A 26,372-nucleotide genomic window follows, 5' to 3' on the forward strand; every position below is an offset into this window, starting at 1 on the left:
GTTTTCCGCCCGCATTCCGCTCTAACTAATGATCTAAGCCAAGAAAACGGGAGTCAGACCATGAACATCGCAACCAAGAAAGTCGACGTGACCAAGGAAGCCGCAGCGCTTCTCGAAAAGATGGGCGTCGCCAAGGAACTCTACAGCGGCGGCGACATGCCGTCCTATAGCCCGGTCACCGGCGAGAAGATCGCGAGCCTCAAGACCGTTTCGGCCGTTGAAGCCGCTGCCAAGATCGAACAGGCCCATGAAGCCTTCAAGGCCTGGCGTCTCGTTCCGGCGCCGAAGCGCGGCGAACTGATCCGCCTGCTCGGCGAAGAACTGCGCGCGTTCAAGGCCGACCTCGGCCGCCTGGTTTCGATCGAAGCCGGCAAGATCACCTCCGAAGGCCTCGGCGAAGTCCAGGAAATGATCGACATCTGCGATTTCGCCGTCGGTCTTTCCCGCCAGCTCTACGGCCTGACGATCGCCACCGAGCGCCCCGGCCACCGCATGATGGAGACCTGGCATCCGCTCGGCGTCGTCGGCGTCATCTCCGCCTTCAACTTCCCGGTCGCCGTCTGGTCGTGGAACGCAGCGCTTGCCATCGTTTGCGGCAACTCGGTCGTCTGGAAGCCGTCGGAAAAGACCCCGCTCACGGCGCTTGCCTCGCAGGCGATTTTCGAGCGTGCGCTCGCCCGCTTCGGCGACGCTCCGGCAGGCCTGTCGCAGGTGCTGATCGGCGACCGCACCGTCGGTGAAGTCCTCGTTGACAACCCGAAGGTACCGCTCGTTTCCGCCACCGGCTCCACCCGCATGGGCCGCGAAGTCGGTCCGCGCCTCGCCAAGCGCTTCGCCCGCGCCATCCTCGAACTCGGCGGCAACAATGCCGGCATCGTCTGCCCCTCGGCCGATCTCGACATGGCTTTGCGCGCCATCGCCTTCGGCGCCATGGGCACCGCCGGCCAGCGCTGCACCACCATGCGCCGCCTCTTCGTGCACGAGAGCATCTACGACCAGCTCGTTCCGCGTCTGAAGAAGGCCTATGGCTCGGTATCGGTCGGCAACCCGCTGGAAACGACGGCCCTCGTCGGCCCGCTCGTCGACAAGGCTGCCTTTGACGGCATGCAGAAGGCGATCGGTGAAGCGAAGTCGCACGGCGGCACCGTCACCGGCGGCGAACGCGTCGAGCTCGGCTATGACAACGGCTACTACGTCAAGCCCGCGCTGGTCGAAATGCCGAAGCAGGCTGGCCCGGTTCTCGAAGAAACCTTCGCGCCGATCCTCTACGTCATGAAGTACAGCGACTTCGACGCGGTTCTCGCCGACCACAATGCGGTCGCAGCCGGCCTGTCGTCGTCGATCTTCACCCGCGACATGCAGGAATCGGAACGCTTCCTCGCCGTCGACGGCTCGGATTGCGGTATCGCCAATGTCAACATCGGCACCTCGGGCGCCGAAATCGGCGGCGCCTTCGGCGGTGAGAAGGAAACCGGCGGTGGCCGCGAATCCGGTTCGGACTCGTGGAAGGCCTATATGCGTCGTGCCACCAACACGGTGAACTATTCGAAGGCTCTGCCGCTGGCGCAGGGCGTGTCGTTCGACATCGAATAATCGGCGCACCCAACTAGGATTCGACCATGACCATCAACGCAACGGTCAAGGAGGCGGGCTTTCAGCCCGCCTCGCGGATCTCCTCGATCGGGGTGTCCGAAATCCTCAAGATCGGTGCCCGCGCGCAAGCCATGAAGCGCGAAGGCAAGCCGGTGATCATCCTCGGTGCGGGCGAGCCGGACTTCGACACGCCCGACTACGTCAAGGACGCCGCCTGCGAAGCGATCCGGCGCGGTGAAACGAAGTACACGGCGCTCGACGGCACGCCGGAACTGAAGAAGGCGATCCGCGAAAAGTTCCAGCGCGAGAACGGCCTTGCCTACGAGCAGGACGAGATCACGGTGGCGACCGGCGCCAAGCAGATCCTGTTCAACGCCATGATGGCGTCGATCAATCCCGGCGACGAAGTGATCATCCCGACGCCCTACTGGACCTCCTATTCGGATATCGTCCAGATCTGCGAAGGCAAGCCGGTTCTGATCCCCTGCGACGCCTCGTCCGGCTTCCGGCTGACCGCCGACAAGCTCGAAGCAGCCATCACGCCTAGGACGCGTTGGGTGCTCCTGAACTCGCCGTCGAACCCCTCGGGTGCCGCCTACGGCGCTGCCGACTACCGGCCGCTGCTCGATGTTCTCCTGACGCATCCGCGTGTGTGGCTGCTGGTCGACGACATGTACGAGCACATCGTCTATGACGGCCTCCGCTTCGTCACCCCGGCCCAGCTCGAGCCCCGCCTCAAAGACCGGACGCTCACGGTCAACGGCGTCTCCAAGGCCTATGCCATGACCGGCTGGCGTATCGGCTATGCCGGTGGCCCGCGCGACCTGATCAAGGCGATGGCCGTCGTCCAGAGCCAGGCGACCTCCTGCCCCTCCTCCGTCAGCCAGGCCGCATCCGTTGCCGCGCTGACCGGTCCGCAGGAGTTCCTGAAAGAGCGCACGGCCAGCTTCCAGCGCCGCCGCGATCTCGTCGTGAGCGCCCTCAACGCCATCGACGGCCTCGACTGCCGCGTCCCGGAAGGCGCCTTCTACACCTTCTCCGGCTGCGCCGGCATGCTCGGCAGGGTCACGCCCTCGGGCAAGAAGATCGAAACGGATGCGGACTTCTGCGCCTACCTGCTCGACGACGCCCATGTGGCTGTCGTACCGGGTTCGGCCTTCGGCCTGTCGCCCTTCTTCCGCATCTCCTATGCGACCTCGGAAGCGGAGCTGAAGGAAGCGCTGAAACGCATCGCCGACGCCTGCGCACGGCTTTCGTAACGGGCTGATTGGCCCCTCACCCTAGCCCTCTCCCCGCAAGCGGGGCGAGGGGACGGTCGAGACCGCCGCACCAACACTTTCTCACCTGCAAAGACAGGTTTTGTGGTTGGCGTCGCTTCCTAAGAAGCAACTCCACAACTCCACAGGAGAGGGATTGGGGAGCACGCCTCATGTCCCTTCTCCCCGTCAAAACGGGGAGAAGGTCGCGGCAGCGGGATGAGGGGCATTCTCCCACTCCACCGCTGCGATTAAGCGGTCCCTACCCTCAAAACGTCGGTGGCGTGCAGGCGCTGATCACCTCGCAGGGCACCGGCCCGACGCAGCGAAATCGATGGGGCCGCCGGCTTTCGAAGTAATAGGCATCCCCCGGCCCGAGGATCCGCCGCTCGTCATCGACCGTCACTTCGATGCGGCCTGAAAGCACGATTCCCCCCTCCTCGCCATCATGCACCAGCGGCACCTTTCCGGTGTCGGCGCCCGGCTGGTAGCATTCCTTCAGGATCTGCAGGCTGCGGCCGAAGAGGTTTTCGCCGATCTGGCGATAGGAAATCGGCCCCTTGCCGATCTCGACCAACTCCTCCGCCGCATAGAACGCCTTGCGCGGCTTCTCCGGCTCGAAGGAGAAGAACTCCGCCAACCCGATCGGTATCCCGTCGAGAATGCGCTTCAGCGCGCCGACAGAAGGGTTGGAGGCGTTCGACTCGATCAGCGAGATGGTCGAGTTGGTGACGCCGGCGCGCTTGGCGAGTTCGCGTTGCGACAGGTTGTGCATGAGTCTCAGATGGCGAAGCCGGTTTCCGATATCGACGCTCATGGGCGCTCAGGTCTCTGTTCAGGTTGTTCGGAATAGCGCAAACCAGCCACTCCTGCATTATGAAAATCAATGGCTTAACTGACAGCAGAAAAGGACTTGTTTGGCAAATCAAATCATGGCGTCAATCGCCGCATTTCAGGAGGATGCCATGAACCAGCACACCAAACCCAACGCCCCCGTTCTCGATAGCTATTGGATGCCCTTTACCGCCAACCGGCAGTTCAAGGCGGCACCCAGGCTGCTCGCCTCGGCCGAGGGCATGCACTACACCAGTGTCGACGGACGGACGATCCTCGACGGCACCGCCGGGCTCTGGTGCGTCAATGCCGGCCACGGTCGCCGCCAGATCGCCGCTGCTGTCGAGCGCCAGCTTTCGACCATGGATTTCGCCCCCTCCTTCCAGATGGGCCACCCGATCGCCTTCGATTTTGCCGAACGCCTTGCCGAGATCGCGCCAGGCCCAGAAGGCCAGAAGCTCGACCGCGTATTCTTCACCGGCTCAGGTTCTGAATCGGTCGATACCGCCCTGAAGATCGCGATCGCCTACCAGCGCGCCATCGGCCAGGGCACCCGCACGCGCCTCATTGGCCGCGAGCGCGGCTATCACGGCGTCGGCTTCGGCGGCATTTCGGTCGGCGGCATCCTCAACAACCGCCGCGTCTTCCCGCAACTGCCGGGTTCCGACCATCTGCGCCATACCCATGACCTTGCCAAGAATGCCTTCGTCAAGGGCCAGCCGGAACACGGCGCCGAGCTTGCCGACGACCTCGAGCGGCTGGTCGCGCTGCACGGCGCCGAGACCATCGCCGCCTGCATCATCGAACCGGTCGCCGGCTCGACCGGCGTGCTGGTCCCGCCGAAGGGTTACCTCGAGCGACTGCGCACCATCTGCGACAAGCACGGCATCCTGCTGATCTTCGACGAAGTGATCACCGGCTTTGGCCGTCTGGGCGCCGCGTTCGCCACCGATTTCTTCGGCGTGGCGCCGGATCTGGTGACGACGGCCAAGGGCCTCACCAACGGCGCGATCCCGATGGGCGCGGTCTTTGCCAGCCGCAAGGTGCATGACGCGCTGATGCACGGCCCGGAAGGTCAGATCGAGCTCTTCCACGGCTACACCTATTCCGGCCACCCGGCCGCCTGCGCCGCCGGCATCGCCACGCTCGACATCTACCGTGACGAGGGCCTGATGACCCGCGCCGCCGAGCTGCAGGACGCCTGGCACGATGCCATGCATTCGTTGAAGGGCCTGCCGCATGTCATCGACATCCGCACGATCGGCCTCATCGCCGGCATCGAACTGCAATCGCGTGATGGCGCGATCGGCGCCCGCGCCTATGACGTCTTCGTCGATTGCTTCGAGAAGGGTCTGCTGATCCGCGTCACCGGCGACATCATCGCCTTCTCGCCGCCGCTGATTGCCGAGGAGAAGCATTTCGGCGAAATCGTCTCGATCCTTGGCGATGCGCTGAAGCGCGCCAAGTAACACGACCAACAAATGGCCGCTGTCCTCGTGGGCAGCGGCCTGACTATTCAACTGACGAATCCGGCTAACGGATCAGCAACGCCCGGAAATCGTTGACGTTCGTTCCGGTCGGTCCGGGCACGAACAGATCGCCACTCGCGGCAAAGGCCGACCAAGCATCATGACGGGCGAGATGCAGGCGCGGATCGATACCGGCGGCGCGCATGCGGGTTATGCTCTCGCCATCGGCAAACGCCCCGGCATTGTCTTCCGAACCGTCAATTCCATCCGTATCCGCGGCAAGCGCATCGATGCCTGCAACACCATCGATGTCGAGCGCCAGCGACAGCAGCAATTCGCTGTTGCGGCCGCCCTTGCCATACTCCTTGCCGGAGATCGTCACCGTCGTCTCGCCGCCGGAAAGCAGCACCACCGGCTTGTCGAAGGGGCGATTCCGGAGCGCCACCTCGCGCGCCAGCGCCGCATGCATGCGGCCGATGTCGCTGGCCTCGCCTTCGATCGCATCGGAAAGGATGCGCGCCTCGATGCCGAGCTGCCGCGCCTTGGCGGCGGCCGCCTCCAGCGACACGCTGGCCGAAGCGATTACATGGCAACGATGCCCGGCGAACCGGGGATCATCCGGATCGGGCGCTGCGGCCGCTTCCGAGCGCAGATGCGCCATCACGCCATCCGGAAGCTGCATCCGGTAGCGGGTGACGATGTCGAGCGCCTCGTCCGCCGTGCTGCGGTCCGGAACGGTCGGACCGGAGGCGACGAAGGCCGGGTTGTCACCGGGCACGTCGGAGACCACAAGGCTGACGACGCGCGCCGGGAAAGCCGCTGCGGCAAGCCGCCCGCCCTTGATCCGTGACACGTGTTTGCGCACGACGTTCATCGCCGAGATCGGCGCGCCCGAAGCGAGCAGCGCCCTGTTGACCGCGACCTCATCGGCAAGCGTCAACCCCGCGGGCGGCGCCGGCAACAAGGCAGAGCCGCCGCCGGAGATCAAGGCGATGACGAGATCGTCGGCGGTCAGGCCCGCCACGGCCTTGAGCAAGGTATCCGATGCGGCAAGTCCCGCCTCGTCCGGTACCGGATGGGCCGATTGCAGCACCGTAATCCGCTCGCAACGCACCACCGGCCCATGACGCGCCACCACGGTGCCACTGTAGGGATGCTCCCAAAGCTTCTCGAAGGCCGCCGCCATCTGGCTTGCCGCCTTGCCGGCACCGACGACGACCGCCCGCCCCTTCGGCGGGTCGGGCAGATGCGCCTTGAGCGCCTCATAGGGATCGGCGGCTCTGACGGCCGCCTCGAAAAGCCGGGTCAGGAACGGGCGCGCTTCAAACATAACTTTCGCTCAATCGGCAATTTCGAGGTCGTAGACGAAGATGCCGGCGACACCGCCCTCGGCGGCAGCGACGATCTTGGCGCCGGTCTTGCGATGTTCCTCGTCTTCCAGATAGGCATCCCGCGCCGCTGCATCGGTGAAATCGACGATGAAGCCTTCGCTGAACCCCTTGTCCATGCCCACTTCCGGGCTGACATTGCCGCCGATATGGGCCGCCATGAACCCCGGCAACCGTGCTTTCAGCGCGACGATCTCGTCGAAGATCGCCACCTTGTCCTCCCTGGTGATTTCGGGCCGGAAACGAATGAAGACGCAATGGCGGATCATGGAGACCTCAACGGATATCGGCGCGGGCGCGTGGGCGGCTGTCGTTACGTTCATGGGCGAAGATCGCCGGCGGCAAGGGCTGGCGCTCGCGGATGATGTCGGCGCCCTTTTCTCCCATCATGATCGTCGGTCCGTTGGTGTTGCAGGAGGGAACCCGCGGCATCACCGAGCTGTCGCAGACCCTGAGGCCCTCGAGCCCCTGCACCTTGAGGTCGAGTCCGACCACAGCCGAGGCGTCCGTCCCCATCTTGCAGGTTCCAACCGGGTGGTGATCCGTCTTGGCATTGGCGCAACCATAGTCGAAGAGCTGTTCGTCGGTCGCAATCGAATTGCCCGGCAGACGCTCCGCCAGGACGAACGGCTTGAGTGCTGCCTGCTGCATGATCTCGCGGGCGATCTTCAGGCCCTCGATCGACATCTTGCGGTCATGCGGGTCTTCCCAGTAGTTGGGATCGATCAGCGGCGCTACCGCCGGATCGGACGCTGACAGCCGCACGGTGCCGCGCGAGCGCGGGTGCAGGTAAGCGGAGTTGAGCGTGACGCCGGCGTTCTTCAGCTTCTCGACGCCCGCCTCGATGCCGGACCCAAGGCCCAGATGAAACTGGATGTCCGGCGAGCGGGCATCGGGGTCGGCGTACCAGAAGCCGCCAGTCTCGAAGAGCGAAGAGGCCACCGGTCCGGAGCGGAACAGCACATATTGCAGCCCTGCCCATAGCGTACGATGAAGTTTCGCCACGCCGTCATAGGTGTGGTCGCCGGTGCATTCGGAAATCACGAAGAGATCGAGGTGATCCTGAAGATTGCCGCCGACCCCGGGCAGATCGTGCTTCACCTGGACACCCACCGATTTCAGGTGATCGGCTGGCCCGATGCCGGATTGCAACAAGAGCTTCGGGGAGCCTATAGCACCGGAGGAAACGAGCACTTCGCGCTCGGCCCGGATGATCTCGCTGCCCTTGCCGGTGACGACCTCGACGCCGACGGCGCGCGTACCTTCGAGCACGATCCGCGCGACACGCGCACCGGTCCGGACCGTCAGGTTGCGGCGGTTCTTGATCGGCGAGAGGTAGGCAAGCGATGCGCTCGACCGGCGGCGATTGCGCTGGGTGAGCTGGTAGAAGCCGACGCCCGCCTGCTGGCGTCCGTTGAAATCATGGTTGTAGGGAATGCCGAGTTCCTGGCCGGCGCGGATATAGGCGTCGCAGATCGGCAGCGCCGCGACCGGCATCGAAACACCGAGCGGCCCGCCATAGGCATGGTAATCGTCGGCGAAGCGCTGGTTGTCCTCGGCGCGCTTGAAATAGGGAAGCACGCTCCGATAATCCCAGCCGCTGCAGCCGTCCTCGGACGCCCATAGGTCGTAATCGGCGGCATTGCCGCGCGTATAGAGCTGGGCATTGATCGACGAGCCGCCGCCGATCACCTTGGCCTGGGTATAGCGCAGCACCCTGCCCTTCATGTGTTTTTGCGGCACCGTGTGCCAGCCCCAGCTCGCGACCCCCTTGGTCATCTTGGCAAAGCCCGCCGGCATATGGAACAGCGGGTTCCAGTCGCCGCCGCCGGCCTCCAGCAGCAGGACTCGAACCGAAGGATCCTCCGAGAGGCGATTGGCAAGAACGCAGCCGGCCGGACCGGCGCCGGTGATGATGTAGTCGTAGCTCATTCCTTGTCTTCCTCCGCCGCCGTAATTTGGAACGTTCCAAATTTTCGACGTGATAATTCCAAAACCTGCCCGCTTGCGAGCGTCAAAGTCCTGCCCGTTCCCTAGAGCCGGCCGATCGAAAGACCGCCATCCGCCTGGATGACCGAGCCCGTTGCAAAGCCGAATTTACCGCCGGCAAGCCCGGCCACCATGTTGCCGATATCCTCGGGCTCGCCCCAACGCCGCATCGGCACCAGTCCGCCATCGATCAGGGCGTCGTATTTCGCCGAAACGCCGGCGGTCATGTCGGAGCGGATGATGCCGGGCCGGATCTCGAAGACGGAGATCCCGGTATTGGCGAGCCGGAGCGCCAGCCCCTGGCTGAAGGCGGCAAGGCCGGCCTTGGTCACGCAATAGTCGAGCCGCTCCGGCGAGCTCATCGTCGCCGAAACCGAGGTGATGTTGATGATCGACCGCGGCGTCACGTCCGTCGGATCGGTCAGCATCGAAACCAGCACGGCCTGGGTGAAGAACACCGTGCCGCGCAGGTTGGTGGCGACGATCGTGTCAAAGTTCTCCGGCAGCAGATCGAGGAAGTCTCCCCGGACCACCGAGGCGATGCCGGCGTTGTTGACGAGGCAGCGGATCGGGCCGAGCTCGGCGCGGACCCGCTCGACGGTCGCGGCATGGCCGCTGACATCGGCGAGGTTCGCCTCGATGTAGATGGCCCGGCCGCGATCGCCCGAAAGGTCGGATAGCGTCTGAGCGGTCGTGGCGTCTGCGGCACCGAGGCCCGTGATGGCGATGTCGAAACCTTCTCGGGCAAGCGCACGGGCAATGCCGAGACCGATGCCGCGGCGGCCGCCGGTGACGATGGCGACAGGACGCGTCGATGACGTCATGAGCGGAACTCCCTCGTGGCGATATGGTCGGCGACGCGCAGCGCCTGGGCGGCGACCGTCAACGCCGGGTTGACGGCCGCAGACGTCGGCAGGAAACCGGCGTCGACGACGAAGAGGTTCGGATGGTCGAAGGCCCGGCAATAGGGATCGAGCGGCGCATCCTTGGGATCATTGCCCATCCGCACCGTTCCGCACTGATGCGATGGCGTCCGCTTGTCGAAGGCCTGGGAAAGCACGATCGGATAGCCGGCGGCCTTGAAGTGCGCGCGCATCTTCGCTTCGAGCCCGGAGAGCGCCTCCATGTTCGAGCGCCGCCACTGCATGATGATGCCCTTGCCGTCGACCATGATGCGGCTTTCCGGATTCGGCAGGTCCTCCGTCATCATGTACCAGTCGACCGCATGGCCGGCTATGAAGTCGAAGGCGAAGCGCGGCGCCCAGAGTGGCGCATTGGCCTTGAGGATGTCGCCGTTGATCTTGCCGAGAAGCTGGACATTGCCAAGCGGCAAGCCGTCCCGGCCGCCGGTCAGGTAATAATCGTTCAGCATCAGCGTCTTCTGGTAGATGCTGTCATTGCGCCGGAACGGATTGATCGCCAGCATGGCACTGCAATTGTGGTTCATGAAGTTGCGGCCGACCTGGTCGGAAGCGTTGGCAAGCCCCTTGCCGTCGCCGGAGCGCAGCAGGATCGCAGCCGAGTTGATTGCGCCTGCCGACAGGATCACCAGCTTTGGCGACAGGCGCTTCTTTTCGCCCCTGTGGGTGTAATGGATCGCCTCGATCCGGCCACCCGGCCCCGCCTCCAGCGTGTCGACATGGGCGGAGGTGATCAGCTCGACTTTGGGATCCTTCAGCGCCGAGGCAAGCGATGCGGTCTCGGCATCCCTCTTGCCTTCACCGGTATTGGGAAAACCATCCCACGGCGTGCGCCCGCCGGCCAGCCACGTGCCGATGTCGACACCGAGCGGCAGCGTCGCCGGGTTGAGTCCCTGCGCCTTCAGCTCGGCGCGAGCACGTGCAATCGCCGGCTCGTCCGGTACAGGTCCGTGAGGGTAAGGCGTGGTGTGGAACGGCTCCGTCGGATCCTCGCCCAATGCGCCGCGCACCTCGAACAATTGCTCGGCCTTGCCGTACCACGGCTCCAGCTCCTCATAGGGAAAGGGCCAGGCCGGCGAAACACCGCCAAGGTGCTGCATCTCGGTAAAGTCCTCGGCGCGGTAGCGCAGCAGTACCGCGCCGAAGAGCTTGGAATTTCCGCCGACGAAATAGAAATTTCCCGGATTGAATTCGGTACCATCCGGTTCACGCCACATCTCTCTCGGCCGGAAGTGGCCCTTGACGAAGATCGAGTTGTAGCTTCGCGCATCCGGCGTGTCGGGCAGCCGTTCGCCGCGCTCGAGTATGGCGATGCGGGCACCGGAGTCGGCAAGCCCCGCCGCAATGGTGGAGCCGCCGATGCCTGAGCCGATGATGACGATGTCCGGCTGCGTCTGCATCGTCGGTTACGCGATCCGCTGCTGGCTCTGCGGATCGAAGAACACCGCCTTGTCGAGGTTGAAGGCGAGCCGCGAGGTCTGGCCCGGCGCAATGCGGGCATCGGCCCTGAGCCGGGCAACGATCTCCTTGCCGCCGAGACGGGTAACCGCAAAGGTGTCGGAACCGGCCGGCTCCACCACCTCGATCAGGCAATCGCCCTCTACGACCACCTTGGCATTGCGGTCGGCGCCGTCTGGATCGGTCAGTGCTTCCGGACGAATGCCGAAAACGACGTCCTTGCCGGCATAGGCCGAGAGCGCGCCATTGGCATGCGGCACCGCAAGCTTCAGCGGCTCGGAATTCGGACGCGCCAGCGCCACGGCGATATCGTTGCCGCTCTTTTCGATTCGTGCAGTCAGGAGGTTCATCGCCGGCGACCCCATGAAGTCGGCAACGAACATGTTGGCCGGGTTGTTGTAGATCTCGGCCGGCGTTCCGAACTGCTGCAGCACGCCATCCTTCAAGACGGCGATCTTCGTCGCCAGCGTCATCGCCTCGATCTGGTCGTGGGTGACGTAGACGATCGTCGTCTTCATGCGGCTGTGCAGCCGTTTGATCTCGGTGCGCATGTCGACGCGCAGCTTGGCATCGAGGTTCGACAACGGCTCGTCGAACAGGAAGACCTGCGGGTTGCGCACCAGCGCACGGCCCATGGCGACGCGCTGACGCTGACCGCCGGAAAGCTGGCTCGGTTTGCGGTCGAGCAGATGGCCGATCTGCAGCATGTCCGCGACCTGCTTGATCGCCTTCTCGCGCTCCTCCTTCGGCACGCCGCGGATTTCCATGCCGAAGGCGATGTTTCCGGCAACCGTCATGTTCGGATAGAGCGCATAGGACTGGAACACCATGGCGATGTCACGCTTCGACGGGTGCAGGTCGGCGACCGAGCGTCCGTTGATGGCGATGTCGCCCGAGGTGATCGGCTCCAGTCCGGCAATGGTGTTGAGCAAGGTCGACTTGCCGCAGCCGGAGGGGCCGACAAGCACCAGGAAGCCACCCTTCTCGATCTCCAGGTTGATGTCCTTGAGTATCTCAAGCGAGCCGTAGGATTTGCGCAGGTTGGTGATTTTCAAGAAAGACATGAGCTTATCCTTTCACGGCGCCCGACATCAGCCCGCGCACGAAGTAACGGCCGGACACGATGTAGACGATGAGCGTTGGCAGGGCGGCGAGGATCGCGCCCGCGAAGTGGACGTTGTATTCCTTGACGCCTGTCGAGGACGAAACGAGGTTGTTGAGCGCGACCGTCATCGGCGTCGAATAGGGGCCGGAGAAGGAGGCGCCGAACAGGAAGTCGTTCCAGATGTTGGTGAACTGCCAGATGACCGAAACAACGATGATCGGGCCCGAGGACGGCAGCAGGATGCGCCAGAAGATCTGGAAGAAGCTGGCACCATCAATCTGCGCCGCGCGCACCAGTTCGGTCGGGAAGGCCTCGTAGTAGTTGCGGAAATAGAGCGTCGTGAAGCCGATGCCGTAAACCACATGCACCATGATCAGGCCCCAGATCGACCCGGCGAGCCCCAGGATACCGAGGATGCGCGCCATCGGGATCAACACGATCTGGAACGGGATGAAGCAGGAGAGCAGCAGCATGCCGAAGAAGATGTTGGCGCCGGGGAAGCGCCACTTCGTCAGTACGTAGCCATTCAGCGCGCCGACGATCGTCGAGATCGCGACGGCCGGGACCACCATCAGGATCGAGTTGATGAAGAACGGCTTGAGGCCGGTCGGCTGCACGCCGATCTGCGCCGTCGACCAGGCCGAGAGCCAGGGCTCGACCGTCCAGGTCTGCGGCAGGTTGAGCATGCCGCCCTGGCGGATCTCGTCGAGCGGCTTCAGCGAGTTCACCACCATCACGTAAAGCGGCAGCAGCGAATAGAGCGCGAAGAGGATCAGCGCCGTGTAAATCAGCGCTCGCGTCAGGCGATTGTGCGAGATGACATTGTCTGGGCTCGGAGCGCTCATCAGCGTTTTCCTCCGCGGATTTCGGAATAGAGATAGGGAATGATGATCGAGAAGATCATCACCAGCATGATGATCGCCGAGGACGCGCCGATGCCCATCTGGTTGCGGGTAAACGTGTAGGAATACATGAAGGTCGCCGGCAGCTCGGTCGCCTGGCCCGGACCGCCGCCGGTCAAGGCGATGATCAGGTCGTAGGCCTTGATCGCGAGATGCGCGAGAACCACGAAAGCCGAGAGGAATACGGGCCGCATCAGCGGAATGATGATCCGGCGATAGATCGTCGAGGTCTTGGCGCCGTCGATCTGCGCCGCCTTGATGATTTCGTTGTCGACGCCGCGAAGACCCGCGAGGAACATCGCCATGATGAAGCCGGTCGACTGCCAGACCGCGGCGATGACGACGCAGTAGATCGCGTAGTTGCGATCCTTGATCCAGTTGAAGGAGAAGCTCTCCCAGCCCCAGAGATGCATGGTGTTTTCAAGCCCGATGCCGGGATCGAGGAACCACTTCCAGGCGGTGCCGGTGACGATGAAGGAAAGCGCCATCGGATAGAGGTAGATCGGCCTTAGGAAGCCTTCGGCGCGGATCTTCTGGTCGAGCAGGATCGCCAGCCCCAGGCCGAGCACGGAGCAAATGGCGATATAGAGCGCGGCGAAGATCGCCAGGTTGCTCACCGCCCGCCACCAGTGCGGCAACGCCCACAGCTTCGCATAGTTGCTGAAGCCCACGAAGTTGTAGGACGGCAGCATCTTGCTGTCTGTCATCGACAGAAAGCCGGTATAGGCGATGAAGCCGTAAACAAAGACGAGGACGATAAGGAAGCTCGGGGCAAGGACCAGCTTCGGCACCAGTTCCTGCAGTCGACTGCGGCTATCCATGAACGTTCACCACTTCTGGCGCTCGGCCGTGGGGAAGCCCCTGATTTCGGCCTCTGCGCGAGGTTCTGGGTATCAGAGCGCCCCTCCCCGCGTCCCATTGGCCACGGTGGTTCGACGGCGCTTGCATGTCGAAATGGGTGTCCGGGGCGCCTGCAGCGCCGCGCGTCTTTCAAGACGCGCTAAGGTCGCTGCAACACTTAAGCTGCTGCATAATTTGTCCTTAAATCCAATAGGGATTCAAGGAATTATGCAGTATGCGCCCCGGAACAGGCCCGTTACTTCGCAGCCTCGACGGCAGCGACCAGTTCCTTGACGGCCGCTTCGGACGTCAGTTCGCCGTTGAACTCACGCGTCACGACGTCGTAGATCGCGTTCTTGACGGCAGCCGGGTTGGCATGGCCGTGCGCCATGGAACCGAAGAGCTTGCCGCTGGCATTGGCTTCGGCGAGGTCCTTGATGCCCTTCTTGCCGCAGGCGTCGAATTCCGTGTCCGGAACGTCGGTGCGGGCCGGAACCGAGCCCTTGACGACGTTGAAGGCCGACTGGAAGGTCGGGCTTTCGATGGCCGAAGCCATGGCGAGCTGCGCCGGAACCTTGTCGTCGGAAACCTTGAACATCGCGAACTGGTCGGAGTTGAAGGTGACGGACCCTTGCGTTCCCGGGAAGCGCATGCAGACGAAATCGGTGCCAGGCACCTTCTTGGCCTTCAGGAATTCACCCTTCGCCCAGTCGCCCATGAACTGCAGGCCGGCCTTGTTCTCGATGACCATGGCGGAAGCGAGGTTCCAGTCGCGGCCGGAGAAGTTGTCGTCGACATAGGAGCGCAGCTTCGTCATGCGGTCGAAGGCTTCCTTCATCTTGTCGCCGCCGAGCGCTGCCGGGTCGAGGTCGATGAAGGCCTGCTTGTAGAAGTCGGTGCCGAGCGAGAGCACGACGGCGTCGAAGATGGTCGCATCCTGCCAGGGCTGGCCGCCATGGGCGATCGGGGTGATACCCTGGGCCTTGAAGTTGTCGAGAAGCGCAATCAGCTCGTCCCAGTTGGTCGGCTCCTTGCCGCCGGCCTTGTCGAGTGCCGCCTTGTTGATCCAGACCCAGTTGGTCGAATGCACATTGACCGGTGCGGCGATCCAGTGGCCGTCATATTTCGAGAACTGCTGCAGGGCGGTCGGGATCACCTTGTCCCAGCCTTCCTTGGCAGCGGTCTCGTCGAGGTTACCGAGCGCGCCTTCCTTGGCCCAGTCGAGAATGTCGAAGCCGAGCATCTGCACGGCAGTCGGAGCGTTGCCTGCGGTGACGCGAGCGCGCAGAACGGTCATGGCTTCCGTACCGCCACCGCCGGCAACCGGCATGTCGGTCCAGGTGATGCCCTTGCTTTCCAGATCCTTCTTCAGAACGTCGAGTGCGGCGGCTTCGCCACCGGATGTCCACCAGTGCAGAACTTCCACGTTCTCGGCTGCGCGCGCGGCGGTGGCCGCCATCATCAGCGCCACAGCGGCCGTCGTCGTCATCAACTTGCGCATCGTTATCCTCCCGTTTGCAAGTTTTCGAGATGGAACCTCCTCCCACCCCGGAATTCGCGCCGCTCTAGCCAGCGGCTGGCCATTTAAAACGTTACAAATTCAGCAAGTCAAGCACTCCGCCTTTTTGTATTTTAGCACCTTCGGAACTGTTTGAATTTACTGAATTATACAGCACACACCGGCTATTGCAGCGCAGCAAATCATGCCGCAATGCGAGATTTAAAACGTTTTCATGATTCGATTGCCTAAGCGTTCGCTCCACGTTACAAAACCCGCTCTCACCCGCTTTCAGGATGACTAGCATTGGCCGATCCCTCCAAGCCCGCCCATCACGAAGACAGTGGCGCTGCTGCCAAGCGCAGCAAGCCGACCCTTCGGACCATCGCGGAAATCACCGGCCTTGCGGTCACCACCGTTTCGCGCGCGCTCTCCGATGCGCCGCAGATCTCCATCGAAACCCGCAAGCGGGTGCGCGAGGTCGCCGATCAGATCGGCTATTCGCCTGACCGGGCCGCCCAGCGCCTGAAAACCGGTCGCACCAATGTCATCGGCGTGCTGCTCGACCCGCACGAGGAAATCCTCGGCTACGGCACCTCGATCATGAGCGGCATCGCCAAGGCGTTGCAGGGCACCGCCTATCACCTGATCGTCATGCCGAACTTCCTCAACTCGACCAATGTCCAGGCGGTGCACTACATTACCCGCAACGGCATGGCCGACGGCCTGATCTTCTCGCGCACGGAACCGCTCGATCCGCGCGTCCGGCTCCTGTCCGATCTCGGCTTTCCCTTCGTCACCCATGGACGCACGGAACTTTCGACCCCACACCCCTATGTCGACTACGACAACTTCACCTTTGCCTATCAGGCGACGAAACGCCTGATCGCCAAGGGCAGACGCAAGCCCGCGCTGATCAGCGGCCCGGCTGACTTCACCTTTTCCGGCCATCTGCAGCACGGCTTCATGACCGCCGTGCGTGAGGCCGGCTGCGCCTACGAGATCCTCTCCGGCATCGACCTCGACAGTCCCGCAGGCGCGATCCGCGACCGAATCCGCCAGCGCTACGCCGAGCCCGATCCGCCCGACAGCTTCATGTGCGGCGGCGAGGTCTGTGCATTGGCGACCATCACCGGCATGAGCGATTGCGGCCTGACACTCGGCCGCGAATACGACATCGTCGCAAAGCAGACCTCGCATCTTCTCAGCGCCATCCAGCCGCAAGTCGAGACGATCTACGAGGACCTGACGGCGACCGGCGAGGACATGGGCAGGGTGCTGCTGCAGAAGATCGGCGGCGAGAGCGACGTCAGCAAGCTGCAACTGCTGCTCTGTCCGCAGATCCCGTCGAGCTTCGGCGCGGCCGACTGAGCGGACGGAACGGGCGCTTAAGGCGGCGTCGCGTGACGCTGCCTCCTGCTGCCGTATTCCCTCCCTGGTCCGCATGTCCTCGTCTCCCCTGTTCCAGCCTCAGCGCGGCATCCACCAGCCGGTGCGCGGCCCCATATGCATGTTGAGCGTCTTGGTCTCGGTGTAGTCCTCGACCGCATGGCGGCCGAGCTCGCGGCCGAGACCGGACTGGCGGTAGCCACCGAAGGGCAGTTCCGACGCACCGTCCATGAAGGTGTTCATCCAGATCGTGCCGGCCCGCACGCGGCGACCGATCGTCAGGCAGGTGTCGAAGTCGCGGCTCCAGACGCCGGCCGAAAGGCCATAGTCGATCGCATTGGCGATCCGGATCGCTTCTTCCGTCGTCTCGAAGGTTAGCACCGAAAGAACCGGGCCGAACACCTCTTCGCGCGCCACTGCCATGTCAGGGCGCACGGCCGAAAGGATCGTCGGCGCCATGAACTGGCCCATGCCGAGATCGAGCGCCGTGCCGCCATGGGCGACCGCAGCGCCGTCCCTGGAAGCGGCAGAAACATAGCCGACGATCTTTTCCAGATGCTGCGGCGTGATGATCGCACCGATCTGGGTTTCCGGGTCGAGCGGATCGCCGACCTTCACCTTGGCCGAAAGCGCGGCGATGCGCCGCGTCACCTCGTCGGCGATATCGCGATGCAGGATCAGCCGCGAGCCGGCATTGCAGCATTCGCCGGCATTGAAATAGGCGCCGAAGACAGCCGCATCGATGAACTCATCGAGATTGGCGTCCGGAAAGACGATCTGCGGGTTCTTGCCGCCGAGTTCCAGCGAGACCTTCTTCAGCGTCTGCGCCGCACTCGCCATGGTCAGCCGGCCGACGCCGGTCGAACCGGTGAAGGACACCATGTCGACATCCGGGTGGCTGGTCATCGGCGCACCGACCTCAGGCCCCGTGCCGGTGATGATGTTGACGACACCGGCGGGAACACCGGCCGCTTCGAGGATTTCGCCGAGCAGCAGCGTCGAGGCGGACGTCAACTCCGACGGCTTGACCACCGTAGTGCAGCCGGCAGCAAGCGCAAAGGGCAGCTTCTGGCTGACGATCAGGAAGGGGAAATTCCAGGGCGTGATGATCGAGACGACGCCGACCGCTTCGCGCAGCACGACGCCAAGCGTGCCGTCGCCGAGCGTGTTGTAGCTTTCGCCATGCAGGTCGCGGGCAAGTGCTGCGGCATAGCGCCAGATATCGGCGGCACCGCCGAGTTCGCCCTTTGCCTGGCTGATCGGCTTGCCGGATTCGATCGCATCGAGATAGGCGAGTTCATCGGCCCGTTCGGCGATGATGTCGGCGGCACGCAAAAGCACCAGCGAGCGCTGCGACGCGGTCATGCGCGGCCAGGCGCCTTCATCGAAGGCGCGGCGCGCGGCGGCAATCGCCTTCTCGGCGTCTGCCTTGGTGCCGGCCTGATAGCGGCTGACGACGACGCCGTGACCGGGCGCCACGCGTTCGATCGTGCGTCCTTCGGCGCTGTCCACCCATTCGCCGTCGATCAGCATCTGGAAGGCGCGCACCTTGTGGCCTTCGATCGGCTTGGGTTTCACGAGCACGGTCATTACCATTCTCCCTTGAATTGGGCTTCACGCTTTTCGGAGAAGGCGGCGACACCTTCCTTGAGGTCGCCGGTCTTGGCGACGAGGATGGAGCCGAGCGCCTCGACCGCGGCGCCATTGTCTTCGCCATTTGCCGAAGCGATCATTAGTTTCGAAATCTCCAGCGCCGCAGGCCCGCGCTTGGCGACCCGCACCGCATAGTCGCGGGCGGCAGCAAGGACCGTGCCGGTTTCGACCACGGCATCGACCAGGCCTTCGGAAAGAGCCGCCTCGGCCGTGAACATCTCGCCGCCGAGCACCATGCGCCTGACGATCTGGGCACCGAAGCGGGAAACCAGGCGCTGCGTACCGGACCAGCCCGGCACCATGCCGAGGCTCGTCTCCGGCAGGCCGATCTTGATCTGCGCCTCGGCAAGGCGGATGTCAGCGGCGGCCGCAAGCTCCAGCCCGCCGCCGAGCGCATGACCGTTGAGCGCGGCGATGACCGGCATGCGCAGCGTCGCCAGCCGCTCGAAGACGCGGTGACCGAAACGCACCCAGTCATGACCGAAGGCGGGCGCGTCCATGCCGCCCCAGGCCTTGATGTCGCCGCCGGCGGAGAATGCCTTGCCTTCGCCGGTGAGAATGACGGCGCGGATGTTACGATCGGCCTCGACCATATCGCAGGCGGATGCCAGCGCCTTCAGCATATCGATGTCGAAGGCGTTGAGCTTTTCCGGACGGGCGACCGTCATGGTCGCGATCGCTCCATCCACCTCGATGCGGATACGGCCGCCCTCAGCCACGCGCGCCTCCCTCAAGCCGGCGTGCCGGCTTCTTCGGCAACTCGAGTCCGATCGGAGCTTCCCGGAACAGGGAGGCATCCATCGTCTTCAGATTGTCGGAAACGAGCAGCGGGAACTCGGACTGGTCGAGAATATGCGCCTGCAGATCGACGCCCGGCGCGATCTCCGTCAGCATGACGCCCTGAGGCGTCAGCTTCATCACGCAGCGTTCCGTCACATAGGTGATGTCCTGGCCCTGCTCTACGCCACGACGGCCGGAGAAGGTGACGTGCTCGACCTCGTTGACCAGCTTCTTCAGCCTGCCTTCCTTCTCGATCACCAGCCTGCCATCGGCGACCGCAAGCTTGGCGCCCGCATTGAACATGCCGGAGAAGACGATCTTTTTCGCCCGCGCGGTGATGTCGACGAAGCCGCCGGCGCCCGCCGTCACATGCGGGCGGAAGGAGAGCTTCGAGACATTGACCGAGCCGTTGCGGTCGATCTCGAGGAAGGAGAGCAGCGAGGCATCGAAGCCAGCGCCCTGGAAATAGGTGAACTGGTAGGGCGAAGGCATGAATGCATCGGCATTCGAGGCGCAGCCAAAAGCGAAATCGAGCAGCGGCACGCCGCCGACGGCGCCCTGCTCGATCACCCACGTAACGGCACCATGCAACCCCTCTTCGAGCAGGATGCGCGGCACGTTGGCCGAAATGCCGAAGCCGAGATTGACGGCGCTGCCGGCCTCGAGTTCCTGCGCCACCCGACGGGCAATCACCTTCTGGATGTTGAACTCCGGGACGCGGAAACTGTCGAGCGGCCGGAAGATCTCGCCGGAGATTGCCGGGTCGTAAAGCGTCTGGGTCGTCTGCTTCTGGTCGGGATCGACGATGACATAATCCACCAGGACGCCCGGCACGCGCACGTCGTGGGGCTTCAGCGATCCTTCCTTGGTGATGCGCTTGACCTGGGCAATGACAATGCCGCCATTGTTGCGGGCGGCGAGCGCCTGGTCGAGACCGCCGAGATAGGCGCCCTCGTGCTCGTAGGTGAGGTTGCCGCGCTCGTCGGCGGTCGTGGCGCGGATGATCGCCACCTCAGGCGCGATCGCCTTGAAATAAAGCCAGTCCTCACCCTCGAACGAGACCTTCTTGACCATCGGCTCGGCGGCGGCCGAAGCATTCATGGCGCAGCCTTCACGCGACGGATCGACGAAGGTGTCGAGCCCGACCTTGGTCATCACGCCCGGCCGCTTGGCCGCAGCTTCACGGTGCATGTCGAAGAGGATGCCGGAGGGAATATTGTAGGCAGCCACCTCGTTGGCCCCGATCATCTGCCAGATCATCGGCGGCTCCGCACTCGACGGACCGGACGGATAGGAGCCGCCGATGATCTTCTTCAGAAGCCCCTTCTTCGCGATGTAGTCGACACCCTTGATACCGCTCATGTCGCCGGCGGCAATCGGGTGCAACGTCGTGAGATCGCGCGGATGACCGGTCGTCTCGAAGCGTTCTCCGATCGCCTTCAGCATCAGGTCGGGGCAGCCGAGGCCGCTGGACGAGGAGACGGAAACCACCGCACCGTCCGGGATCAGGGCGGCCGCTTCGGCCGGCGAGATATGCTTGTTCATCGACATAAGTTCAAAGTCCCGTTTCGATCGCCACCGCCTGGCCGGTGGCCGCCGCCTTGACGACGGCAAGGCCCGTCGCCAGCGACCAGACGCCATCCTCGCCGGTCGCCGAAGGGCGGCCTTCGCCTCGGACGGCGGCATGGAAAGCGGAAATTGCGGTTTCGTAGAGATTGCAATGGTCGAGCGTGAGTTCCGTCTCACCATCGGCATTGCGCAGTGTCACGGTTCCGACCGGTCGCTGGGTCATGACCTTGCGGCCGATCAGCGACCCCTCGGTGCCGTGCACTTCGAGACCGGTTTCGGCGAAGCGCACGGTGAAGGCATCGTGGAACTGGGCGATGACGCCCGACCGGAAGCGAAGCACGCCCATGACGCCGTCCTCCAGCCCCTCCTTGCCCATGCCGGCGCTGTGGCTGATGGCGACCGCTTCGATCGGGTCGTCGTCGAGGATGAAGCGCAGCGTATCGACATCGTGCACGGTGATGTCGAGAATGACGCCGCCTCCGGCTTCCGGCCTGTCGAGCCGCCAGCCCTGGAGATGCGGCGGCAGATAGACCGCGTGAAAGACCCGGGCGGCGATCGGCCGACCGATTTTTCCTTCGGCGATCGCCTCGCGCATGGCGCGATGGGTGGCGGCATTGCGCAGGTGGTGATTGGTGGCGAGCACGACGCCGGCCTCACACGCCTTCAGCACCATTTCGCAGCCATCATTGAGGTTCATCGCCAGCGGCTTTTCGCAGAGCACGTGTTTGCCGGCGGCGATCGCTGCCAGCGTCTGCTCGCGGTGGAGTTCGTTGGTGGTCGAGACATAGACGGCATCGACATCGGGATCACCGACCAGCTCCGCGACCGAGGTCACCGACTTGGCGATGCCGTTCTCTTCGGCATAGGCGGCACCACGCTCGGCGCTGGTGCTCATGACGGAAACGACTTCACCACCGGCGGCGCGGATCGCGCCGATCACCCATTCGCGCGCAATCGTGCTCGCGCCGATCAGACCCCACCTCGTCATGCCAATGCCTCCCTTTTTCTTTCGACTGCAGCACCGCAGCTCTGGCGGACGACGAGACGCACCGAACCGACGATCGCTTCCGGCTCCGCCTTTCCGGCCTTGATCTGCTTCAGCAGCAATTCGGCGGCCCGCTGGCCCATGCCCTGCGGATCGACGGAAACCGTCGTCAGCGCCGGCACGGCGGTCTTTGCCTCGATCACGTCGTCGAAACCGATGACGGCAAAATCCGCGCCCGGCTCCAGCCGCCGCGCCCTGAGGCCGTCGCAGACACCGAAGGCAACCGCATCGTTGAAGCAGAGCGCTGCCGTCGGCCTGTCAGCGAGCATCATCGCCTGCTCCACCGCCGTCACGCCACCGGCACGCGATGGCGCCGAACCGATGATCAGTGCATCGGAGACCGGAATGCCGGCCTCGATGAGGGCATCGCGATAGCCGCGCATGCGCGCCTCGAAGACGGCAGTATCCGGAAAACCGCCGAGGAAGGCGATGCGCTGGTGACCGCGCTCGATCAAATGCCGCACGGCAGCCATGGCGCCGGCGTGGTTGTCGGAGGTCAGCGACGAAACATGGGCGCCGGCAATGTCACGCACGACCAGAACGACGGGAATGCCGCTGGCGACGAGTGGCGCGAGATCCGCCGCTTCCGTGCCGCGCGCCGGCGACACGATCAGGCCGGAAACACCGTGCTCGCGCATCGATGCCACCACTTCGCGCTGGCGCTCGATCTTCTCGCCGGTATTGGCAAGGAACTGCACGAAACCCGCCGACTGCACGACGGCGTCGACGCCGACAGCGAGCTCCGCAAAGAAGCTGTTGGTGAGGTCGTTGACGACGATGCCGATGATCTTCGACTTCGCCTGGCGAAGATTGGCGGCGCTGCGATTATAGACATAGCCGAGGTCGCGGATCGTGGCATTGACCTTGGCGCGCGTCGCCTCGTTGACGAGCGAGCTGCCCTGAAGAACGAGCGACACGGTCGACTTCGACACGCCGGCGGCGCGCGCAATATCGATGACCGTTACCCTCTCCTTGACCACAGCATCCTCCCGAATTTTCTTATCCGCTTTCCCTTTCATAATTGGAACGTTCCAATTTCGTCAAGAGATGGCGGATCACTTTTTTCCACCTTGCTCGCTCATCGCATGATTGCTCAGCCTCGTTGATCGATGCAAAGAGAGATTTAAGTCAAAATAACATTATGAAAAATAAAGATATATTCGCCGCTTCGTCACCGACGATCTTGCGTGGTCGCACACCCAAAAACATTGCCGCTTGCCATTTGGAACGATCCAAAGTATTCCAAGACAAATTTCCGCGGAGGAGACCAACCCCGATGACAAGCCTGACGCTGCCGCGCCAAGACGGCTCGCTTGAACAGTACCACCTGGCGGGAACGCCGATCGCGCGGCCCGGGACGCCGCCGACCTTCAACCGCATTGCCTATGCGGCCGCCCATGTGGTCTCGGATCCGCTTCGCGATCTCGATCCCTGGGGCAGTCCGGCGATCGACTGGGACGCAACGATGGCGTTCCGCCGCCACCTCTGGAGCCTCGGCTTCAAGATCGCCGAGGCGATGGACACTGCCCAGCGCGGCATGGGCCTTGCCTGGCCAGGCGCGCAGGAATTGATCCGCCGCTCGCTTGCCGATGCGCGGCAGGTACCTGGGGCCGACCTTGCCTGCGGCGCCGGCACCGACCATCTGGCGCCCGCCGACACGCGATCGCTGGACGACGTGATCGCCGCTTATGAGGAGCAGGTCGGCTTCGTCGAAGGCGAGGGGGGAAGGGCGATCATGATGGCAAGCCGGGCGCTCGCCCGGGTCGCGCGCTCGGCCGGCGATTATCGCCACGTCTACGGGCACATCCTTCGCCAGACCCGGCACAAGGTCGTGCTGCACTGGCTCGGCGACATGTTCGACCCGCAGCTTAGGGGATATTGGGGCTCTGAGGATTTCGACCAGGCGCTCGATACCGTGCTCTCGATCATCGAGGCCAACCGCGACAAGGTGGAAGGCATCAAGATCTCGCTGCTCGACAACGACAAGGAAGTGGCGTTGCGCAATCGCCTGCCCGAAGGCGTGCTCTGCTTCACCGGCGACGACTTCAACTATGCGGAACTGATCGAAGGCGACGGCGCGAAATATAGTCATGCCTTGCTCGGCATCTTCGACGCGGTGGCGCCCTCCGCCTCCAAGGCGCTCACCGCTCTCGCGAAGGGCGACCTCGCCACCTTCCGCGGCGTGATCGAGCCCACCGTGCCGCTGTCGCGCAAGATCTTCGAAGCACCGACGCAATACTACAAGGCCGGCGTCGTCTTTCTCGCCTGGCTGAACGGTCACCAGCGCCACTTCACCATGCCGGCGGGCATGCAATCCGCCCGCGGGGTGCTGCACTATGCCGACATCTTCCGCCTCGCCGACCGCGCCAATGTGCTCGACCGGCCGGAACTGGCGGCAGAGAGGATGAAAAGCCTGCTATTGACCTTGGGCGTGGACCGGGGCGCGTAAGGAAAATCAGACGGCGCCCCTGTGAGAGCGCCATCTGTCCTTGACTTTGAGCCGGGCAGGGTCCGGCCTCCGGTCGGAACGTGGCTGCCAGGCTCAGCCAGAAGCGGCCGCCGACCGGTCACGCCGGGTGGCGTGACCGGTGATTGGAGCGGTTCAGGCTGCCAGGCCCTTCTTCGCAAGCATCGCGTCCGGGCTTGGCAGCTTGCCGCGGAACGCCTTGTAGGCATCCTCCGGGTCGACCGAGCCGCCGACCGAATAGATGTTGTCCTTGAGGCGGGCGGCCATCACCGGATCGAAGGCGTTGCCGGTCTCCTCGAAGGCCGCGAAGGCATCGGCATCGAGCACTTCCGACCACATGTAGGAATAGTAGCCGGCCGAATAGCCGTCGCCGGAGAAGACATGCAGGAAATGCGGGCTGCGGTGACGCATGACGATCGATCGGGGCATGCCGATCTCATTGAGTTTATTCGCTTCGAGCGCCATCGGCTCCGCGATCGCCTCAGCCGTGTGATAGGCCATGTCGACCAGGGCGGAGGAGGTGAACTCGACGGTGGCAAAGCCGGAGTTGAAGGTCCGGGCTGCCAGCACCTTGTCGAGCAGCGCCTGCGGCATCGGCTCGCCGGTCTGGTAATGCACCGCGTAGCGCTTGAGGATCTCCGGCACCGTCAGCCAGTGTTCGTAGAGCTGCGACGGCAGCTCGACGAAATCGCGTGAGACGCCCGTCCCGGAAACCGAAGGATAGGTGACATTCGACAGCATGCCGTGCAGGGCGTGCCCGAACTCGTGGAAGAGCGTGCGGGCATCGTCGAGCGACAACAGCGCCGGCTTGCCCTCGGCGGGCTTGGCGAAATTGCAGACATTGTAGATGATCGGCAGCTCGCCCTCGGCACCGTTCTTCAGCTTGAGCTTGTGCTGCGACTGGAACGAACTCATCCATGCGCCGGAGCGCTTGGAGGGCCGGGCGAAATAGTCGCCGAGGAAGAGCGCCACCAGCTTGCCCGCCGGATCGCGGATCTCGAAGACACGCACATCGGGATGGTAGGCGGCAACGCCCTTCTTTTCCGTCGCGGTGATGCCGAACAGGCGCTTGGCAACGTCGAAGCAGGCCTCGATGATCTTTTCGAGCTGCAGGTAAGGCTTGAGTTCGCCTTCGGAGAAATTGAACTTCTCGGCCCGGAGCTTCTCGGCGTAGTGGCGCCAGTCCCAGGGCATGACGTCGTGATTGCGGCCCTCGTCGGCAATGAGCCGCGCAAGTTCGGCCTCTTCCTCGCGGGCGCGGGCAACGGCCTTTTCCCAGACCTGCATCAGGAGACCGTTCACCGCAGCCGGCGTCTTCGCCATGGTGTCGTCGAGCTTCAGCGACGCGAAGTTTTCGTAGCCGAGCAGCTTCGCCTTTTCCGCGCGCAGCGCCAGCATCTCGGCGATCAGCCCGCGATTGTCGGTGTCACCGCCGTTCTCGCCGCGCGCAATCCAGGCGCGGAAGGCCTGCTCACGGAGCTCGCGATTGTCCGAGAAGGTCAGGAACGGTTCGATGATCGAGCGCGACAGGGTGACCGCGTATTTTCCCTTCTGACCGCGATCTTCGGCGACCGCCGCCATCGCGTCACGCAGGAAGTCCTGCAGACCGGCAAGCTGCTCCTCGCTCTCCAGGAACAATACCCAGCTCTTTTCGTCGGCAAGCACGTTCTGGCCGAATTTGGCGCCGATGCCGGCGAGCTTCTCGTTGATTCCCGCCAAGCGTTCCTGCTCCGGCTTTTCGAGCTTGGCGCCGGACTTGACGAAACCCTTCCAGTGCCGCTCCAGCACACGCGTCGCTTCGAGATCGAAACCGAGAGCCTGACGTCCCTGCCACAGCGTATCGATGCGCTTGAACAGCGCCGCGTTCATGCCGATCTTCGAATAATGCCGCGACATCTTCGGCGCGATGTCCCGTTCCAGGGCCTGGATCGTTTCGTTGGTGTCGGCGCCGGCCTTGTTCCAGAAGATCGAGGACACCCGCGAAAGCCCGTCGCCGGCGATCTCGAGCGCGACGATCGTGTTCTCGAAGGTGGGGGCGGCAGGATTTCCGGCGATCGCGTCAATCTCCGCCTCGTGTTCCCGAAAGGCCGCGTCGAAAGCCGGGGCGAAATCCTCGTCCCTCACCAGATCGAAACGCGGCAGGCCCTCGTGTCCCGTCCACTGCGTAAGTGCGGGGTTGAGCGGGGTGCTGGTGGTCATCAGAAATCCTTTCGCATG

21 protein-coding genes are annotated in these 26,372 nt (G+C 63.8%); 5 read left to right on the top strand and 16 right to left on the bottom strand.

Features of this window, described 5'->3' with window-relative positions; translation table 11 throughout:
- Positions 1-60: 60 nt before the first annotated feature.
- Both amaB and BHMPCIPO_RS17250 read left to right on the top strand, forming a co-directional pair.
- The gene (gene amaB / locus BHMPCIPO_RS17245; protein ID WP_173517897.1) at positions 61-1,593 is read left to right on the top strand and encodes an L-piperidine-6-carboxylate dehydrogenase; all 1,533 of its coding nucleotides are present in this window, start codon (positions 61-63) and stop codon (positions 1,591-1,593) included.
- 26 nt (positions 1,594-1,619) lie between these two features.
- Positions 1,620-2,852, top strand: a complete 1,233-nt coding sequence (locus BHMPCIPO_RS17250; protein WP_173517898.1) for a pyridoxal phosphate-dependent aminotransferase — start codon at positions 1,620-1,622, stop codon at positions 2,850-2,852.
- A gap of 265 nt (positions 2,853-3,117) precedes the next feature.
- Here the strand turns inward: BHMPCIPO_RS17250 and BHMPCIPO_RS17255 are convergent, their stop codons facing one another.
- On the bottom strand, positions 3,118-3,666 hold the full coding sequence (locus BHMPCIPO_RS17255) for a cupin domain-containing protein (protein ID WP_065776817.1): 549 nt from the start codon (positions 3,664-3,666) through the stop codon (positions 3,118-3,120).
- A gap of 148 nt (positions 3,667-3,814) precedes the next feature.
- Between BHMPCIPO_RS17255 and aptA the strand changes: the two genes are divergently transcribed.
- Positions 3,815-5,152: an omega-aminotransferase AptA gene (gene aptA, locus BHMPCIPO_RS17260; RefSeq protein WP_173517899.1), complete on the top strand. Its 1,338-nt coding sequence runs from the start codon at positions 3,815-3,817 to the stop codon at positions 5,150-5,152.
- A 64-nt stretch (positions 5,153-5,216) separates the two neighbouring features.
- Here aptA and BHMPCIPO_RS17265 read toward each other — a convergent pair whose 3' ends face one another.
- The 9 genes from BHMPCIPO_RS17265 to BHMPCIPO_RS17305 form a co-directional block, all read right to left on the bottom strand.
- Complete coding sequence (locus BHMPCIPO_RS17265) at positions 5,217-6,482, bottom strand: glycerate kinase type-2 family protein (RefSeq protein WP_173517900.1); 1,266 nt, start codon at positions 6,480-6,482, stop codon at positions 5,217-5,219.
- 9 nt (positions 6,483-6,491) lie between these two features.
- Positions 6,492-6,809 carry a Dabb family protein gene (locus BHMPCIPO_RS17270; protein WP_173517901.1) on the bottom strand — a complete coding sequence of 106 codons (318 nt, stop codon included), beginning with the start codon at positions 6,807-6,809 and terminating at the stop codon, positions 6,492-6,494.
- 7 nt (positions 6,810-6,816) lie between these two features.
- Positions 6,817-8,472, bottom strand: coding sequence for a GMC family oxidoreductase (locus BHMPCIPO_RS17275; RefSeq protein WP_173517902.1), 1,656 nt, complete (start codon positions 8,470-8,472; stop codon positions 6,817-6,819).
- A 101-nt stretch (positions 8,473-8,573) separates the two neighbouring features.
- The gene (locus tag BHMPCIPO_RS17280) at positions 8,574-9,353 is read right to left on the bottom strand and encodes a 3-ketoacyl-ACP reductase (RefSeq protein ID WP_173517903.1); all 780 of its coding nucleotides are present in this window, start codon (positions 9,351-9,353) and stop codon (positions 8,574-8,576) included.
- Positions 9,350-10,849, bottom strand: coding sequence for an FAD-dependent oxidoreductase (locus BHMPCIPO_RS17285; protein ID WP_173517904.1), 1,500 nt, complete (start codon positions 10,847-10,849; stop codon positions 9,350-9,352). The genes BHMPCIPO_RS17280 and BHMPCIPO_RS17285 overlap by 4 nt, the downstream gene beginning before the upstream one ends.
- A 6-nt stretch (positions 10,850-10,855) precedes the next feature.
- Entirely contained in the window at positions 10,856-11,971 is a 1,116-nt protein-coding gene (locus BHMPCIPO_RS17290) for an ABC transporter ATP-binding protein (protein ID WP_173517905.1), read from the bottom strand.
- A gap of 4 nt (positions 11,972-11,975) precedes the next feature.
- Complete coding sequence (locus tag BHMPCIPO_RS17295; protein WP_173517906.1) at positions 11,976-12,857, bottom strand: carbohydrate ABC transporter permease; 882 nt, start codon at positions 12,855-12,857, stop codon at positions 11,976-11,978.
- Entirely contained in the window at positions 12,857-13,735 is an 879-nt protein-coding gene (locus BHMPCIPO_RS17300) for a carbohydrate ABC transporter permease (protein ID WP_173517907.1), read from the bottom strand. The genes BHMPCIPO_RS17295 and BHMPCIPO_RS17300 overlap by 1 nt, the downstream gene beginning before the upstream one ends.
- A 275-nt stretch (positions 13,736-14,010) precedes the next feature.
- Complete coding sequence (locus BHMPCIPO_RS17305) at positions 14,011-15,255, bottom strand: ABC transporter substrate-binding protein (RefSeq protein WP_173517908.1); 1,245 nt, start codon at positions 15,253-15,255, stop codon at positions 14,011-14,013.
- A gap of 303 nt (positions 15,256-15,558) precedes the next feature.
- On the opposite strand from BHMPCIPO_RS17305, the gene BHMPCIPO_RS17310 reads away from it, so the two are divergent.
- Positions 15,559-16,623 carry a LacI family transcriptional regulator gene (locus BHMPCIPO_RS17310; protein ID WP_173517909.1) on the top strand — a complete coding sequence of 355 codons (1,065 nt, stop codon included), beginning with the start codon at positions 15,559-15,561 and terminating at the stop codon, positions 16,621-16,623.
- A gap of 99 nt (positions 16,624-16,722) precedes the next feature.
- On the opposite strand, the gene BHMPCIPO_RS17315 is transcribed toward BHMPCIPO_RS17310, so the two are convergent.
- From BHMPCIPO_RS17315 to BHMPCIPO_RS17335, 5 genes are read right to left on the bottom strand one after another with little or no spacing between them, the layout of a single operon-like run.
- Complete coding sequence (locus tag BHMPCIPO_RS17315) at positions 16,723-18,231, bottom strand: aldehyde dehydrogenase family protein (protein WP_173517910.1); 1,509 nt, start codon at positions 18,229-18,231, stop codon at positions 16,723-16,725.
- Positions 18,231-19,091, bottom strand: coding sequence for an enoyl-CoA hydratase/isomerase family protein (locus tag BHMPCIPO_RS17320; RefSeq protein WP_173517911.1), 861 nt, complete (start codon positions 19,089-19,091; stop codon positions 18,231-18,233). Before BHMPCIPO_RS17320 ends, BHMPCIPO_RS17315 begins: the two co-directional genes overlap by 1 nt.
- Entirely contained in the window at positions 19,006-20,625 is a 1,620-nt protein-coding gene (locus BHMPCIPO_RS17325) for an acyl CoA:acetate/3-ketoacid CoA transferase (RefSeq protein WP_173517912.1), read from the bottom strand. Before BHMPCIPO_RS17325 ends, BHMPCIPO_RS17320 begins: the two co-directional genes overlap by 86 nt.
- A 4-nt stretch (positions 20,626-20,629) precedes the next feature.
- Positions 20,630-21,631, bottom strand: coding sequence for a Gfo/Idh/MocA family protein (locus tag BHMPCIPO_RS17330; protein ID WP_173517913.1), 1,002 nt, complete (start codon positions 21,629-21,631; stop codon positions 20,630-20,632).
- Entirely contained in the window at positions 21,628-22,668 is a 1,041-nt protein-coding gene (locus BHMPCIPO_RS17335) for a LacI family DNA-binding transcriptional regulator (protein ID WP_173517914.1), read from the bottom strand. The genes BHMPCIPO_RS17330 and BHMPCIPO_RS17335 overlap by 4 nt, the downstream gene beginning before the upstream one ends.
- A gap of 296 nt (positions 22,669-22,964) precedes the next feature.
- Here BHMPCIPO_RS17335 and BHMPCIPO_RS17340 point away from each other — a divergent pair, with 296 nt between their 5' ends.
- The gene (locus BHMPCIPO_RS17340; RefSeq protein ID WP_173517915.1) at positions 22,965-24,137 is read left to right on the top strand and encodes a dihydrodipicolinate synthase family protein; all 1,173 of its coding nucleotides are present in this window, start codon (positions 22,965-22,967) and stop codon (positions 24,135-24,137) included.
- A 153-nt stretch (positions 24,138-24,290) separates the two neighbouring features.
- Here the strand turns inward: BHMPCIPO_RS17340 and BHMPCIPO_RS17345 are convergent, their stop codons facing one another.
- Complete coding sequence (locus BHMPCIPO_RS17345; protein ID WP_173517916.1) at positions 24,291-26,354, bottom strand: M3 family metallopeptidase; 2,064 nt, start codon at positions 26,352-26,354, stop codon at positions 24,291-24,293.
- Between the last annotated feature and the right edge of the window lie 18 nt (positions 26,355-26,372).

This window comes from Ensifer sesbaniae (assembly GCF_013283665.1).
GTDB classification, from domain to species: domain Bacteria; phylum Pseudomonadota; class Alphaproteobacteria; order Rhizobiales; family Rhizobiaceae; genus Ensifer; species Ensifer sesbaniae.